The 15,953-nt window shown below is 42.1% G+C and carries 16 protein-coding genes and 1 tRNA gene; 4 read left to right on the forward strand and 13 right to left on the reverse strand.

Going from position 1 to position 15,953, the window contains the following annotated elements; all coding sequences use genetic code 11:
- Positions 1-294 precede the first annotated feature (294 nt).
- A complete protein-coding gene (locus DESPCE1_RS24025; RefSeq protein WP_014794253.1) occupies positions 295-423 on the forward strand; it encodes a hypothetical protein in 129 nt (42 codons plus the stop codon).
- 434 nt (positions 424-857) lie between these two features.
- Positions 858-1,370: a hypothetical protein gene (locus DESPCE1_RS0111935; RefSeq protein WP_028305550.1), complete on the forward strand. Its 513-nt coding sequence runs from the start codon at positions 858-860 to the stop codon at positions 1,368-1,370.
- 254 nt (positions 1,371-1,624) lie between these two features.
- Here DESPCE1_RS0111935 and DESPCE1_RS0111945 read toward each other — a convergent pair.
- From DESPCE1_RS0111945 to iadA, 5 genes are all read right to left on the reverse strand, one after another.
- Positions 1,625-1,698 (reverse strand) — tRNA-Trp (locus tag DESPCE1_RS0111945).
- Positions 1,699-1,933: 235 nt separating this feature from the next.
- A complete protein-coding gene (locus DESPCE1_RS24030) occupies positions 1,934-2,059 on the reverse strand; it encodes a hypothetical protein (protein WP_014794256.1) in 126 nt (41 codons plus the stop codon).
- A 64-nt stretch (positions 2,060-2,123) separates the two neighbouring features.
- The gene (locus DESPCE1_RS0111955; RefSeq protein WP_014794257.1) at positions 2,124-3,521 is read right to left on the reverse strand and encodes a sigma-54-dependent Fis family transcriptional regulator; all 1,398 of its coding nucleotides are present in this window, start codon (positions 3,519-3,521) and stop codon (positions 2,124-2,126) included.
- A 175-nt stretch (positions 3,522-3,696) separates the two neighbouring features.
- Positions 3,697-5,718 carry an elongation factor G gene (gene fusA / locus DESPCE1_RS0111960; protein WP_019850602.1) on the reverse strand — a complete coding sequence of 674 codons (2,022 nt, stop codon included), beginning with the start codon at positions 5,716-5,718 and terminating at the stop codon, positions 3,697-3,699.
- Between the two features lie 36 nt (positions 5,719-5,754).
- Positions 5,755-6,963 (reverse strand): beta-aspartyl-peptidase, encoded by a 1,209-nt coding sequence (gene iadA, locus DESPCE1_RS0111965; protein WP_014794259.1) that lies wholly within the window; start codon positions 6,961-6,963, stop codon positions 5,755-5,757.
- Positions 6,964-7,276: 313 nt separating this feature from the next.
- Between iadA and spoVB the strand changes: the two genes are divergently transcribed.
- On the forward strand, positions 7,277-8,815 hold the full coding sequence (gene spoVB / locus DESPCE1_RS0111970) for a stage V sporulation protein B (RefSeq protein ID WP_014794260.1): 1,539 nt from the start codon (positions 7,277-7,279) through the stop codon (positions 8,813-8,815).
- Between the two features lie 15 nt (positions 8,816-8,830).
- Here spoVB and DESPCE1_RS0111975 read toward each other — a convergent pair whose 3' ends face one another.
- Positions 8,831-9,085 (reverse strand): hypothetical protein, encoded by a 255-nt coding sequence (locus DESPCE1_RS0111975; RefSeq protein ID WP_014794261.1) that lies wholly within the window; start codon positions 9,083-9,085, stop codon positions 8,831-8,833.
- Positions 9,086-9,205: 120 nt separating this feature from the next.
- Here DESPCE1_RS0111975 and DESPCE1_RS0111980 point away from each other — a divergent pair, with 120 nt between their 5' ends.
- Positions 9,206-9,430 (forward strand): alpha/beta-type small acid-soluble spore protein, encoded by a 225-nt coding sequence (locus DESPCE1_RS0111980; RefSeq protein WP_019850603.1) that lies wholly within the window; start codon positions 9,206-9,208, stop codon positions 9,428-9,430.
- 47 nt (positions 9,431-9,477) lie between these two features.
- On the opposite strand, the gene surE is transcribed toward DESPCE1_RS0111980, so the two are convergent.
- The 7 genes from surE to DESPCE1_RS0112015 form a co-directional block, all read right to left on the reverse strand.
- Positions 9,478-10,236, reverse strand: coding sequence for a 5'/3'-nucleotidase SurE (surE, locus tag DESPCE1_RS0111985; RefSeq protein WP_019850604.1), 759 nt, complete (start codon positions 10,234-10,236; stop codon positions 9,478-9,480).
- 12 nt (positions 10,237-10,248) lie between these two features.
- Positions 10,249-10,422 carry a YpmA family protein gene (locus tag DESPCE1_RS22590; RefSeq protein WP_014794264.1) on the reverse strand — a complete coding sequence of 58 codons (174 nt, stop codon included), beginning with the start codon at positions 10,420-10,422 and terminating at the stop codon, positions 10,249-10,251.
- Positions 10,423-10,465: 43 nt separating this feature from the next.
- On the reverse strand, positions 10,466-11,023 hold the full coding sequence (folE, locus tag DESPCE1_RS0111995; protein ID WP_014794265.1) for a GTP cyclohydrolase I FolE: 558 nt from the start codon (positions 11,021-11,023) through the stop codon (positions 10,466-10,468).
- A gap of 194 nt (positions 11,024-11,217) precedes the next feature.
- Positions 11,218-12,369 carry a tetratricopeptide repeat protein gene (locus DESPCE1_RS0112000; protein WP_014794267.1) on the reverse strand — a complete coding sequence of 384 codons (1,152 nt, stop codon included), beginning with the start codon at positions 12,367-12,369 and terminating at the stop codon, positions 11,218-11,220.
- A 166-nt stretch (positions 12,370-12,535) separates the two neighbouring features.
- A complete protein-coding gene (locus DESPCE1_RS0112005; protein ID WP_085938404.1) occupies positions 12,536-13,000 on the reverse strand; it encodes a Fur family transcriptional regulator in 465 nt (154 codons plus the stop codon).
- Between the two features lie 176 nt (positions 13,001-13,176).
- Positions 13,177-13,416, reverse strand: a complete 240-nt coding sequence (locus DESPCE1_RS0112010) for a YkuS family protein (RefSeq protein ID WP_014794269.1) — start codon at positions 13,414-13,416, stop codon at positions 13,177-13,179.
- 65 nt (positions 13,417-13,481) lie between these two features.
- Positions 13,482-15,809, reverse strand: a complete 2,328-nt coding sequence (locus DESPCE1_RS0112015; RefSeq protein ID WP_019850605.1) for a M28 family metallopeptidase — start codon at positions 15,807-15,809, stop codon at positions 13,482-13,484.
- Positions 15,810-15,953 lie beyond the last annotated feature (144 nt).

Below are 15,953 nucleotides of genomic sequence, written 5' to 3' on the forward strand. Positions count from 1 at the left end.
GCAGTTGATACAATTTGCCTTAGCCGCCTTATCTATCAGATCATATAGTCTGCACATTGCATCACCGCCTTGCACACTCCCATATTGTGGCAATTTCTTTAGACAAATCATAAGCTATAGTATCTTCGGGTAAAGGAGGAATTCAAATGGCACTTGGTTTTGACGGAGGCTGTGAACGCCGTGAAGAGAGATTTGAAGGTATTGCAATCGTAGTTGTAATCATTCTTTTGCTCATTGCTTTGGGCATCGTATTCTAAGCCTAATTAAATCAAAGAATTATAAGGAGGTCATATCATGTACGGAATGGGTTCTTTCGGAATGGGAGGCGCATGTTGCCCTGGCGGCGGTATGGGCGGTTTTGTCGGCGTTGGGATCATAGCTATTGCAATTTTGATTCTTATTGCGTTAGGCGTAATCTTCTAAATCGATAAAAGAAAGGCCAGGCGAATTGCCCTGGCCTTTTTGTTGTCATATGCGGCTAGTATATATTTCACCTAGCCGCTTTAAGTGAAAAAGAGGAAAACTAATACGTTTAGGCTTCTGGCTGGCTAAGCGGACCTGATATAATCTATGCTTGTCACGAGGACAAAGTGACATTTCCCATGAAGAAAGGCAATGGAAAAGGACCCCGCGCTTTGGAAGTTAAGACATGGGAGGAATCTCAGTATATTTTTCAATTCGCGGATTCGATCATTCACCTTATAGGAGTTTTAACACCGTCAGACTTTATGGAACTATTCCCCATAAGCAAAGAATTTAAGGGCCACAAATGGGAGTTTAAGGATTATTTTTACACCCGCGATTATATTAGGACTCTTGACCCTGATAAGTAGATAGGCGAGGATGCTCTAGAGTTCATGTGGGAATATATGAATGATGATATTAACGATTTCAATGTAGAAGTTATGGGCTATGTGAGCGACTTAAGAAGGATGCAAGGTGAGCCTTCTCTAATGGATGATTTTGCAAGAATAATGGGAGTTAAGACCTATACAAAGTTCACTGATGATCAAGCCCTAAAATGGACAGATATTGACTTCGAATCCAGGTTAGTGGACATCTCTAAGTCCTGGCAGTATATTCCGGGCAAGGGTTCCTTCGAAAAACTTACAAAGAATAAGAGCAGTAATCGCAAAGTCCGGCTATCAGCAAGTACTATATTCCTACTGCGCCAGCTAAAAGGTGAGCAAGAAAGCAATGCCGAAGAGCGAGGCACAAAGTGGGTAGATAGTGGGGCAGTATTTACGGCTTGGAACGGGAAACAGGTTAATGCCGTGTGGGCCTCCTGCTGGTGGAGGGGATGGATCAAAAAAACCGGCCTCCCTATTAAGCATTTCACAGCCTCAGGCACACCTGTATCAGCCTGTTGATAGCAACCGGTGCAAATCCTTTGGAGGTGGCTAGAATGGTCGGTCATTCCAATGCCGAAATGCTTTGGAGAGTCTATGGCCATGCTGTCGAAAAAGAGCTTTTTGCCGGAGTCCATTATGAATAAAATAACGGAGCCACAACAGCTCCGTCATAAAAAATCGTAAACTCCCCAAATCCTCCCCAAAAAAATTAAAAGGAAAGAAATTTAAAAATAAAAAATCCCTGCAAATTTTGCAGGGAACGGATTTCGTGTTGGCAGGGGATGCAGGAGTTGAACCCACACTAACGGTTTTGGAGACCGCTGTTCTACCATTAAACTAATCCCCTAAGTCACTTTATTAACTGGCGACAAAAGAAATTATACTTGAAGGCAGGAGAAGTGTCAACCTTAAGTTCCTAAAATATTTAAAAAGAAATGAAAATATATTTTAGAGGAGGAGTTTTTATTACGGACTGCGAAGAATAATGTCTATCCAATCTGTTTACTCCTGAATCCTACTGATTAACTTGAAAGCTCTCACCGACGCGGTTGAGAGCTTTTTTGGCATACCCTTTATAGTCTTTATGGCCAGTATAAGTCCTTGAACCCCTCCATATCTTCGCCAAGAGCATCTCCGCGATGATGCTGCTTTTTGTTGGGTTCCGGTTTTTTCTTAGGGTCCCTGCCCTTTCTCCCGAATAATGCCATGGAAATCCCTCCTTTATATATAGGATGAGCAGATTCCTCATAAAGCATACCTTAGACCTTAGGTTTAAGCATTATCCTCGAGGGTTTTCAGCTTATTGTAGAGGGTGGCTAAGGAGATATTCAGGACACCCGCTGCCCGCTTTTTACCTTCCACAGAATTACCATAGCGATCTAAAGCCAAGCGGATCATTCTTTTTTCTAATTCATCAAGGGCCATAGGCTCACGATAGTGAATCTCTTCCGTCTTGTTAACAATATCTACCAGGCTGGCAAAATCTTTAATATTGAGCATATCTCCTTCCACGGAATCCATCGCCATTTCGATAACTTTTTTCAACTCACGTATATTTCCCGGCCAATGGTAGTCCAATAAAAGTTGCTCTGCCTGAGTCGTTATGCCAATTACATGTTTGCCAAGCTTTCGATTGGCTTTATAAATGAAGCTCTGAGCGTAGGTTAAGGCGTCTTCTTTATGCATTCTTAAGGGGGGTATTTGGATTTCAATGCCGTTGAGCAGATGATATAAATCCGCTGAGAATTGTCCTTTCTCCACCATATCTCTTAAATCGCGGTTAGTCGCTGTAATGATTCGAATATCCAGCTCAATGGTCTGAGTCCCATCGACGGGTTGGAACTTCTTTTCAAGGAGAATATGAAGCAATTTATCTTGTAAATAGTCATTGAGCAGCCCTATTTCATCAAGAAACAGGGTTCCTCCGCTGGCACATTCCAATTTTCCCAGCTTGCGCTCGGAAGCCCTGTCCTGGCTCTTTTTCTCGTAGCCCAGTAATTCGACTTCCAGAAGACTTTCCGGTATATTAGCGCAATCCACTTTTATAAAGGGTTTATGACTGCGCATACTGCCACTATGAATAGCATGGGCAAAAAGCTCTTTTCCGGAACCACTTTCACCCATAATGATAATGGGTGAATGGGTCTCTGCAGAGCGACGTGCCTTATTCCGGATAAAAGCAAAATCCGGGTGACTCCCTAGAACATCGTCAAAGGTATATGAACTGGATGCCATCTGATCTACTCGGGCTGTAAGGGCCTGAATCATTTGTTTTGACGCTACAATCTCCTCGCCGAGCTTAGAAGCTTCCGTCAGTTGCTGAAAAACTACAAGTGCCGCTTCGATATTCCCCTCAATAACTATAGGATAAGCATTGGCAATAATTTCAATATCACACTCTTCCATAATGGACCGATGAGCATATATTGGTTCATGGGTCCTCAGTACTCTTGCCAGTGTTCCTTCAGGTGAGAGTTCGAATATATTCTTGCCGACTCTTTCATAAGGGGATATGCCTGTCAAACGGCTGAAATATGGGTTGACATATTGAATAGTACCGTCTTTTCCTGCGACTTCTATGGCTTCTTGAATCGAATTATAGAGTGCTTTGAGTTCTTCTTCTATCCGTCTACTATCCCTCATCTCCACTCTTTTTAGTTGTTGTACCACAGTTGAGCCCTCCACTCTTGTCCCTCAATTTATATGATTTATACAATAATTTGAATATTCAACGCATTCGGTAAATAACCTTCTTAAAATTAGGAATTTTTTATTAATCTTTAGTTCTTATTAACAAAAAAAAGAAAACAGTCAGGTACACCTGACTGTTGAGTTAAAATACTCATTAATTTCCCTGAGCTGCTTTAAGCTCACTGATAATTCCTTCACTGATTTTAGTAGGTACTTCATCATATTTCAAGAATCGGATATCAAAACTGCCTCGTCCTTGGGTCATGGATTTTAAGTCAATGGCGTAACGCATCATTTCCGATTGGGGCACATGAGCTTTTATCACTTGGAATTTACCATCGGCCTCCATTCCCAAGACCCTACCTCGTTTGCCGTTGATGTCACCGATAACATCACCCATATAGGCTTCCGGCACCCGGATCTCAACCTCTGAAATCGGCTCCAGCAAAGTGGGTTTCGCCATTTCTGCTCCTTTACGGAAGGCAATAATGGAAGCCAGCTTGAAGGCCATTTCGGAAGAATCCACACTATGGTATGAGCCATCGGTCAAGGTCACCTTAAATCCGGTGACAGGATATCCGGCCAGCACTCCTTCCACCATAGCTTCACGAATTCCCTTTTCTACAGCTGGGAAGTATTGCCTGGGTACAGCGCCCCCGAACACTTCCTCTGCAAATTCAAACTCGCCGTCCATGAGAGGCTCCATGCTTATCCAGACATGACCATATTGTCCATGTCCGCCACTTTGCTTTTTGTGCTTTCCTTCCACTTTAACAGGCTTTTTAATGGTTTCCCGATAGGGAACCCGAGGGATTTTCATCTCTACCCCAACGCCAAATTTCCTTTGCAGCTTCTCCATGAGGATCTCAACATGCATTTCGCCCATACCATAGAGAATCAGTTCTTTAGTCTCTACATTCTTCTCCACACGCATAGTGGGGTCTTCCTCCGCCAATCGAGCGAGAGCACTCCCCAGTTTATCTTCATCTCCCTTGCTTTTGGGGGCGATGGCTACAGGCAAACGAGGAACAGGTAAATCTATACCCTCTAAATGCACGGAATTGTCCTTGGAACATAGAGTATCTCCTGTAGCTGCTTCCTGAAGCTTAGCCACTACGGCGATATCTCCTGCCGGAACGATTTGAACTGGGTCCTGATTTTTTCCCCGCAGAATAAAGGGAGTACTTATTTTTTCTTCTTTTTCTTTTTGAGCATTATACACCATACTGTCCCCTTGGAGCTTTCCTCCATAGACCCTGATAAAACTCATCTTACCGACATAGGGGTCGGCCAGAGTTTTAAAGATAAGGGCACTTTTCTCTTCTTTAACTTGGGGAACCGGGGCGTATTGAACAAAGAAGTCAAGCAAATTCCCAATTCCTACATTTTTGAAGGCTGAACCCGCAAGGACCGGAACGGTTAAATCCTGTTCTAAAGCACTTTTCAAGGCTTGACGAAGGTCGTCATCACTTAAAGTTTCTCCATCAAGATATTTTGACAATATATCATCATCAGCTTCGGCTACCGCCTCAGCTAATATTTCTCGATAGTGTTCGACATCTGCAAGAAGATCTGATGGGATATCTTTAACTGTGTATTTCCCGCTGGCGTTGTTTTCATAGATATAAGCCTTACGTTCTATGATATCTACGACACCCTGAAATTGATCTTCATGACCTATAGGAAGAGTTAGCGGGGCAAAACGCATATTGGGGAAGGTTTCTATAAGTTGACTTAAAACTTTTTCAAAATTAGCATTCTCACGCTCTAATTTATTAATAAAAATAACGCGGGGTAACTTCTGCTCTTCCATCAAGTCAAGAATAAGCTCAGCTTGTACTTCAAGACCTGATACGCCGCACAGAACAGCAACCCCGCTCTCTACCACTCTAAGGGCAGACTTAACCTCACCAAAAAAATCAGAATATCCTGGAGTATCAAGGATATTGATTTTATAGCCCTGCCATTCAACAGGAATAAGACTGGTACTGATCGAAACCTTGTGTTTAATTTCTTCTGGCAAAGAATCCGACATAGTATTCCCTTCAGACACTTTTCCCATGCGGGTAATCGCGCCTGAGTTAAAGAGACAAGCTTCCGCCAAAGACGTCTTCCCTGCCCCTCCGTGCCCTACTAGGCAAATGTTGCGTAGATTCATAGTGTCATAGGTCTTCAAGACAAATCAACCTCCTTAAAATGTATTAGAAAAAGTCTAACCTTTGACTAATCGTGGAGTTTCTACAGTCTGAAGATGACTCGCCAATGATGTCTCGTATACCCCAAAAACAACAGGTTTACGGTCATGAATCATAATTCTTCCCTTAGCCCACACCTTCTCAATCATCAAGTCATCGGACAAGGCAACCAAATCACCGTCATAGCCTTCCCGAATCATGCCTTTGTTTTTTAGTTGAAGAATACGGGCGGGATTAGAAGTAATCGTTCTCAGTGCGATGTCAAGGGGTATTTTATACCGAAGTATGGCCTCCCGAATATCGCGCCAAAGAACATAAACGGAACCTATTCCCATACCGACAAGGATCCCAGCCTCGCTAAATTGTGGAAGGCTGCCATTTCCGTCTGAAGTAACCGTCACACGGTCGTTGAGTAATCCCTGTTCGTAAAGAGATTTTAAAACGAAAGGAACCTGTAAATGCGGTTCAAAATCATCGCAACCTGCTGTTAAATCAATTGTGCCACCTGCTTTGAGAAACTCTACTCCTTGCTCTAAGAGCGTTTCCTTTCGATTGATATGAGTTGGCATAAATTGGCTAATAGGGATTTCAGTCTCCTCAATTATCTTAATGATTGGGGACAAACCTCTCTTCCCTTCACCCAGGTGAATATGAATGACTCCCGCTTTATGTCCTAGCATCCCTCCTACTCGAGCTTCAGCAGCAAGATGCTCCAGCTCAGATTTTTGGGGTTGGGCGGAACGATGGTCAGAAATTGCAATCTCACCCGCCCCAATCACTTTATCGATTAAGACTAAGTCCTTGCGCAAGGTATCAAAAATCATTCTATCTGCTTGATAACCGCCGCTATAGACAAAGCACGTTAATCCTTCTTCTTCCAGGGCATTAGCCTTAACTAGAAGTTCCTCCATAGAACGAGAGATAGAATCCGTTCCCAAACATCCTACTACAGTGGTTATTCCGGCCTGAGTCAGTTGAGAAAGCTGAACCTCGGGAGTCCTGGAGCTGGGTCCCGCTTCTCCCCCTCCCCCGCAGATATGGACATGAGCGTCAATAAAGCCAGGTACAAGATAGTGTCCATGAAGATCATATACCTCACCATTCACATAGGGAGGAAGGGATAGGTCATCGCCCAGTGCTGCAACCCGATTTCCCACAAGAAGAAGATCCCGCTCCTGCAGCAGTTCCGGAGCGAATATTCTGGCATTTTTGATTAATGTCCACATGGGTAACCCCTCCATTCGGAGGTAGAATGCCCACTTTTTAGGATGGTATTCAATTTTTACAAAACTTTACTAAGAATAAACAATACTAGATATTTCTCCACTAACTATAAAAATCCTTTTCAAATATTCCATAACTCTAAAGAAAACTTAACTGGCGATAAGTTTTAGTAGCTTTTGCTTACCCGCCAATAAAAACTTTAAGCCCTCAGAAGAATTCTCTCCCTTCCCTACTCCTTAGAATAATTGTCATCTCTTTTCTTCTTCTGGCATAAAGTTAGTCAGGATAAGTGGGACTAGGGGAGTTGGGAAGAATATGGCCAAAAGAACATTTATCTATGGAGCTATCATACTCTTGGCGGCAAACTTTTTAAATCGGGTTTTGGGCTTTGTCTATCAATACTTAATTATGACTCATATCGGCGGAGAAGCCTTTGGATTATTCAATATGGTCTTTCCTATGTATATGCTTGCCTTGGTCTTTACCACAGCGGGCATACCCTTGGCCGTCTCGAAAATGATCTCCGAGGCAGTATCTTTGAATAATTACACTCGAGCCCGCTCCATATTTCGTACTGCCCTTCTTTTTTTGACCTGCTCAGGGGCAGCTATATCCGTAGCTCTCTACATTATTTCCCCTTTCCTGGCAGAGCGTCTCTTTCCAGATCCCCGTGTTTTAAGGCTCTTTTTAATATGCACACCGGCAATCTTTGTGGTGTCTGTTTCCTCAGCCTTTCGCGGTTATTTTCAAGGAATGCAGAATATGCTTCCCACCGCACTCAGCCAAATCTGTGAACAGCTGGTGCGGGTTAGTGTGGGTTTTTTTTCTGCTTATACCTTATTACCTAGGGGGATCGAATGGGCGGCCTCCGGATTGGCATTGGGGATGTTATCAGGAGAAATTATCGGGTTATGTATCATTATCCTTCAGTATAAACTCCAAAAAACAAAAAAGTCCTCTCAGCAGGATGAATCCCTACATCCGATTCAAACCATGAAAGAACTTTTCTATTTATCTTATCCTGTGACGATCGGAAGACTTTTTTCTAGCGGGTTATCCACACTGGATGCTATGTTGATACCACAGCGACTGCAAATAGCAGGTTATACAGCCCGTGAAGCCACAACTCTTTTCGGACAATTGGGTGGGGCTGTCTTCACCCTTCTTAATTTTCCCAGCGTCTTCACCTTTGCTTTAGCGACCTCTTTGGTCCCTGCTATTTCTGAAGCGGCAGCCAGAAAGCAATTCCAAACGGTAAAACTTCGCAGTGCCCAGGCCTTACGGATGACCATTTTTATTGGAATTCCTAGTTTAGTTATCATTTTTTTCTTTGCCGAGCCCTTCAGCGCCTTTTTTAAAAGTGAAAATACCAGCGGCGTCTTACGTATACTTGCCTTTGGGGGTATATTTTCCTACCTTCAACAAACTTCTACAGGAATTCTTCAAGGATTAGGCAAGGTCCAGCTCCCTGTGATCCATACCATCATTTCTGCCATCATTCGTATACCGATACTCTTCATTTTAACTGCTTCACCTCAGTGGGGACTTAAAGGAACCGCTATAGCTTATGTCGTTGGTTTTTTTATCTCTTCGACATTAAATCTGGCCGCCATTGTACATTTTACAGGGATGCCTGTAGACCTCCGCGAGTTTCTTCTGCACCCCCTCATGGGTGGTATTGGTATGATGTTGGCCTTTCGCTTCCTTCATCCTTTCTTTGGCTTCCATCCCTTGGCCTTTCTCCTGGAGATCATTCTTGGGGCTATCCTTTACTTCACTATTCTATTCCTTAATGGCGGTATCAATCGTGAAGACCTACAAAGAATTCCATGGATTGGGAAGTTTTTAAGCTAATTTCATTGGAATACACTAGTCCAACCAGTGTTTAATTCGCTCTCCATACTGCCAATAGGTCAAGAGCGTGGTAAGGCCAAGAATAATAATTAGGATAATCTTATAGATAAAGAATACTTTAATCACAGTTAAAAAAGCTAAAATCAAAGCAAAGACTGCCGGTAAAACCAAGATTTTTGTCCAGCGTTTATCCCTTTGTTTAAGTTTTTCCGGGGAGGAAAAAACAAAAAGGAATAAAATGAAGTAAAACAAAAAGGTCCCAATAATCAACTCTGTTTCCTCCCTTAACAATTAAGCTTAAATTCTCCAGATTTTCTGTACTATATTTATAATGCAGTCTGTAAAAAATAGAATTGTCTCGATTAAACAGATGAAAGGAGATGGATATCTATGGGTCGAAGAAATCGCTCCGCCGGCATTTTGCCCAAATCTGTTTTGGACGAGTTTAAAATGGAGGTTGCCTCCGAATTAGGTTTAACCGAACAAATCCAAACTAAGGGATGGGCTAACATGACATCCCGGGATTGCGGCCATGTAGGCGGTCGAATCGGTGGAAGTATGGTTAAAGCCATGATTCGTCGCGCAGAGGAAAGCTTAAAAAACGGTAATCTTTAAAGCATCCTCAGATACCATGGAAAATAGGAGTACAGTATGCTGTACTCCTATTTATTTGCGTTCATCTCAAGAGATAGACTCTGTCGTAATTCCTCAATCTTCATATAATCAGTTAAATCACTATGCATGGGAGTTATGGACACATACCCTTCTTGTACGGCATAGAGATCCGTTTCCTGGTCGACTTCCGGTGATACAGTGCCTGCTTGCCAGTAGTAGTCTCGACCAGTGGGAGTTTGCCGATGTTCGAAGACATTTTCATAAACTGCTTTGCCAAGCTTTGTGACACGGACACCTTTCCATTCCTTTTCCGGCAAGGGTGGAATATTGATGTTTATTAATCCGGGTCCGAGGTGAAGTTTCTGCAACCATTTGGCCACAAATTGGGCCGCCGGTTTGTAATCGGTCGCAGAAAAAGAGGCTAAGGATACCGCAATAGCGGGCATTCCCAAAAGCACCCCTTCCATAGCAGCGGATACTGTCCCCGAATAGAAGACATCGGTTCCCAAATTAGGACCATTGTTAATTCCGGAGATGACTAAATCAGGCTTGGGGATAATATTACCTTGTATCGCTATTTTTACACAGTCAGCCGGTTTCCCACTGACAGCATATCCTATACCATTATTTAAAGAATACTTCGTAATAAACAAAGGTTCAAATAAAGTGATAGAATGACCTGTTGCAGATTTTTGACTATCCGGTGCCACGATGGAGACATCGTATCCTTCTTCAGCTAAGGTTGTATATAGGGTTTGGAGCCCAGGTGCAAAATACCCATCATCATTTGTCAATAAAATATGCATTGTTTACTCCAATTACTCAACTTCATAGACCGATATGGTCATAATATTTTCTTTTTTGCTAAGGCCGAACATCAGATTATACTCTTTAAGGTTTTTATTGAGAAAATCCACCACTTTATATAATTCTGGATTAACTTTAATTTTTTGAGTACCTATAAGCTCTATTTTTCCTGTTTTTTGATCCATAACTCTCATCCTTTGTATTTGGTCCATCTTCTATAGTGATTGATTACTGCTTAATCAAAGCAAACCCTTCCGATCGAGTGATTTCATTGGTTTTAAATATCCCACGGACTGCAGAGGTTAAGGTCATAGATCCCGGCTTTTTAACCCCCCGCATAGTCATACACATATGCTCTGCCTCGATTACCACAAGGACTCCGCGGGCATTAAGCATACTCATCACTGAATCGGCGATCTGTCCCGTTAATCGTTCCTGAAGTTGAGGACGTTTCGCATACCCTTCCACAACCCGGGCAATTTTTGATAAACCTGTTACTTTTCCTTTACGTGGTATATAAGCCACATGGGCTTTCCCGTAAAAAGGAACCAGATGATGCTCACACATGGAATAAACCGGAATATCCTTAACAATGATCATCTCCTCATGATCTTCAGAAAACTGCACTTTTAAATGCTGACTGGGGTCTTCATGTAGTCCGGCAAAAACTTCCTGATACATCCTGGCCACTCGTTTCGGGGTATCCAATAATCCTTCCCGCCTCGGATCTTCACCAATGGCTTCCAGGATCATGGTCACTGCTTCTTCTATTTTTTCTAAATCCATACCCAAATTCTCCACTACTCCTCCCACAAGGACTAATAATCAGAATTATCTCTCTATTGATAGGTGCTTGCCATACATTATACCAGATCGACTCAGCTTCTTCCTAGCAAATCATAACAAAACTTTAAAAAATGGTAAAGAAAAAGACAATGTTTTTTCATATAAAAAAGAAAAAAGGCTTTACGCCTTATAGTTTACGCTAATTGCAAAGCTTTATTATAACAATCTACAGCTAATTCATGATCCGAGAGGTGGTCATAAATATTGCCCAGGAGTGCCCATCCCTCAGAATGATCCGGATCGATATTCAATAGTCGATAGAGTATTTCAATGCCTTGATCCCAATTCCCTTTCTGGGTATGGCATACCGCTAGATTATAGAGGATGACCGGATTGGCTTGGGCTAATTTAAGAGCTTCTTGATAGTATTCTGTAGCTTTCCTTGTCCGTCCTAAATGAACCAGGGTATAAGCCATATTGTTCAGTAACACCGGATCATTTTGACATAAGCCATGAGCCCGTTCTTGCAGTTTGAGAGCTTCCATGGATTCGCCCTCATTCTGATACATTGCCGCAAGATTGCACAGGGAATCGTAATGGTCCGGATCGTACTTCAAAACTTGACGATAGAGACGAATTCCTTTTTTATGTTCATTGGTTTGAGTGTAGCAGTAAGCCAAGCGAGCTTTAAGATCCGGGTTATATTCATAACGCAGAGCCTTTTCAAAGCTCAAGATGGCCTGAGGCATCTGTTCCAGTTGAAGATGGATCTCTCCTTTCATCTCCCAATACAAAGAATTGTGGGGCTTCAGTTCACAACATCCTTGGAAACAACGCAAAGCCTCGTGAGGTTCGCCATGGTAAGAATAAATGGTTCCCAAGCGATAGATATTTTCCACTTTTTTGGGATTAGCCCATATGGCTTTATTCAATGCATCCACTGCCCCGCGCCAATCCTCTTTTTCCATAAGGCAATCTGCCTGCAATTCTAGGTATTCAGTACTTTCGGGTCCATTAGCTAATGCTTTATCCAAGCATATTAATGCCTCCTGAATTAAGCCTTGCCCAAAATAGCAGCGAGCCATTAAGTGTTGAATTTCTCCTTCTTTGCCAGGATATCTGCCCCAGATGCGCTCCAAATAATCCCGCGCTTCCTGATAGGCTTGAAAGTCGATAGCCTCCTTAACGGTTTCCAAGAGAGGCTTGTCCGAGTCTTGCTGCAAACGTATTAAGCAATGTTCCAAGGAATCACTGTCTTTATTGGCAAATATCCATGTGGAGTTCTTGAGTCGTGAAAGCCATGAATAGTCACTTGTCGCTTTTTTTGCAGTTGTAAGAGGAAACATAGGGCGTCGCTCCTTTACCTCGTTTTGGGTACATTTCGAGCAACTGGTATATTTTTCCTCCTCCTCTTTTCATAAATCATACGTCAAATAGTGCTTTGATGCTATACATTTCACTTCAAATCTAGTATTGGTAATCTTTTATAGTTAAAATCAGGCAAAAAGCACGTTAGTCCAACGTGCTTTTGCATTTATTGCAATATCCGTAAAATTTCAAATCATGGTCAACCACTTGATAACCATTGCGTTTTTCTATCTCAGCTTCTAAAGACTCCAGCAAATCATCATCAAATTCCGATACATCTCCACATTTGATACAAATTAAATGGTGGTGGTGATGCTCATCCTTACGGTTAAACTCATACCGGCTTCTCCCATCTCCAAAATCATTTTTTTGGAGAATACCTAATTCCGCCAAGAGATCCAAAGTGCGGTAAACCGTGGCCAGTCCAATATCTGGATAGTTATGCTTAACCATCATAAAGGTATCTTCTGCACTAAGGTGTTGATCCTCATTCTCTAAAAATGCTTTTAAAATAGTTTGTCGCTGAGGGGTTAATTTATAGGAGTGATGACGTAAAAGCTCACATATTTTCTGATACTCATCTTTCCACTCTTCTTGTTTTACCACTATAGTCTCCCCCCGTCCTGTGTTCTCTTCAAATTATAGTGTATCCATTAGATTTTGCATAGACACAAATTATCCAGAATTAGTTTAACTTAAACGATGTTCTTAAAACTATACATCTACAATTGAAGAAAGGAAAGCACTAGGCTTTCCTTATAATGATTTTTGATTAACTTGTGTCATTAGGATAATCGGTCTCTGAGAATTTCTACGACTTCTTCAGCACTACGCCCTGAAGCATGGATTACAGGCACATGAAATTGGGCTTCTTCCGCTAAAATATCGGTTCCATCCCCTTTGACAACTATTGCACTGACATTCCTTAGAGGATCATCCTCTAAGGGCATCGTATGAAATCCTGCAGTATGTAATTCTTGAACAACGTTAGTGAGGCCATCCTCAACAGCAATCTTTTTGTACATCACATCAACCTCCTCACAATTATTCTTCCTTGACGGACCTAATCTATTCTGACGAAATTTGGTAGTTAGAATTCAAAAACGTCTTGATAAACTTCCTTATATTCGGAGGAGATGTGAGGCAATTTGATGCTGTAGCGCGGACTTTGATCAGCGAACACCACTTCTATACTGCATTTCACAATACCCTCAGCTGCAATTTTCCATTGTGTAACCCCTTGATGAGGTGGCGTTCGTTCAAGAAGCAGAGTGTAACTGCCATTGTGCTCCTTACCTTCTAGGGCAATCTTTTTTGGTAGCTTCGCAATAGGAATGAAATCATCCATCTCCCGGATTTTAAAGGGCCTTTTACTTTCAAGTTTTATCCTTACCAAATAGGGATCTCGTCCATATTTCATGGCCATTTTGAAATTCAGGAGACGTCCACCGGTATCTGTGACGGAAACATTAGCCTGCAAAGGCGGCTTTTCGGAAGGTATCGGTAACTCAAGCGTTTTTTTATCTTCTCCAACCTTGGTCTCTTTAGAATCAAGCTCTGCGATTAAATTTTTGGAAAGGGTATCAGTACTGGATATTCTGAGTACAACCTCTTCCGATTCTGTCCAGACTTTTTGAACACTGATAGGTTGTGGGTTGGTTTTATTATAATTCCGGATCAAACCTGTCCCCAGGACAATACCAACACCGAGTATAAGAGCAGGAATAAACAGGCGTTTAAGCATTTGGTCCCAAGGCCTTTTTCCTTTTTCAAGGATATATAATCCACCTAAAAGAACCGGGATAAAAAGCAATCCATAGAGTACGATAAATACTATAGGATAAAGATGAATAGTTTCATAAAAACCGGACCATTGTTGCGAATTTAAAAGTTCCCAATGGGTCTTATAAATAAAATATGGCCCAATAAACAATAAGACTATACTTGGGTAATAAAGGAATAGGTTAAAACAAAAAAGCCAGAAAAGGAAGGGGAATGCTAAATCGATTCGATAAAGCCCCAAAATAATGCTGAGAAGGGTTAAGATCAAAACTCCAACCAACCAATATAATTTCCCCCCTTTGGGCTGGGGAAAGCTTCTTAAAAGTCTTAGGAAGATTAGCAGTGCACACAGGACCATGATGACCCTTAGGGTTAAAAATACCCCCGGATAGGCCTGCCATAGGTATACTCTTTCTTTAATGAACTGCCATAGCCACTCTCCGGCGCCACTTAAGAAACTCACTAGAAAAGCAACAACAGGAATACCCACGCCAATCAGTACGTACTCTTTTAAATCGCCCTGAATGAAGGGTTCTTTGTCACGAAAACTTCGCGAAATAGAGAATAAAGTAAAGAAAATAATTAAGATAAACAGTATCCTAAGTCCTAAAGTCGGAATGATTAAGACAAAGGATCCCAACTGGAAAGGTAAATAATAGGCGTCCCAGGTCTTCTGACCACTTCCCGTCACTTCCACAGAATCTATAAGCTTAGGAATGAACTTCCCCACAGTATCCAAGCTTTGTAAGGTGACCTGCTCAATTCGATCCTCAGGCCGATGATAATATCCCTCCGCGCGGCCGGCGATTCCCAGACCGAGGGCAGGTATTCCTTGGTCCAGGAAAGGGCTAAAATCACTAGATCCCCCCTGTGAACCTTCCCGAGTCATCACTACAAAATCCCGACTCATATGGAAAGGGATTTGTTCTTGACGGGCGATAGTTACAACCTTATCAACCAATTCCGGAGGGGCTGATGTCTTGCCGGCGATATCAATCTCTAGAGGAGTGCCCACCATGTCCAAATTCAACATCCACTGTATAGCTGATAAATCACTTTGAGCAGTAAAATACTGTGAACCCACCAGTCCATTTTCTTCCGCTCCAAAAAACACGATTTGATAGCTTTTCTGATGCTTTTCCTGGCCTAATATTCGGGCTATTTCCAACAGCACACCTACCCCGGAAGCGTTATCAATAGCTCCGGGAGCTGAAATATCGGCACTATCATAATGGGCTCCAAGGAGAATGGTTTCCGGTAAGGCCCCTGGTAATTCGGCTATAATGTTTTGACTATTGATCACTTGGATTTTATGCTCAGGTTTAAGAGGGTTGGAATTGGACACAATCTTGCTAAACGGCTGCTCTCGCACCTTCCATCCATATTGTTCCAACATATAGTACAGATATTGAGCCGCTTTAGTTTCATTTTGACTCCCGGCTGGTCGAGGGCCGATCTTCTCCGATAAATGAAGAATATGTTCATAAGCTTTATCCGCGGAGAATTCTGTTGACATCTTTCCCGAAGCTGGGGTGCTATAGTGTGCCAAAGGCGTTATAGGCCGAGGTAAATTTAATGAACAAAATACAAACAGGATTATGACCAATAAGAGAAATCCGTGTTTTCTTTTTCTCATCAAGATCCTGCCCCTTTACATTTCTATGCTTGTGAATGTCTATGTAAAAAGATAAAAATCTATTCCAACCAGATTTTTTGAACAGCTTTATTTATGTTATAATAAAGAAGTGCTTAGAAAATTTGTACTTAGGAGTCGAAGATC

The organism is Desulfitobacterium sp. PCE1 (genome assembly GCF_000384015.1).
GTDB classification, from domain to species: Bacteria; Bacillota; Desulfitobacteriia; order Desulfitobacteriales; family Desulfitobacteriaceae; genus Desulfitobacterium; species Desulfitobacterium dehalogenans.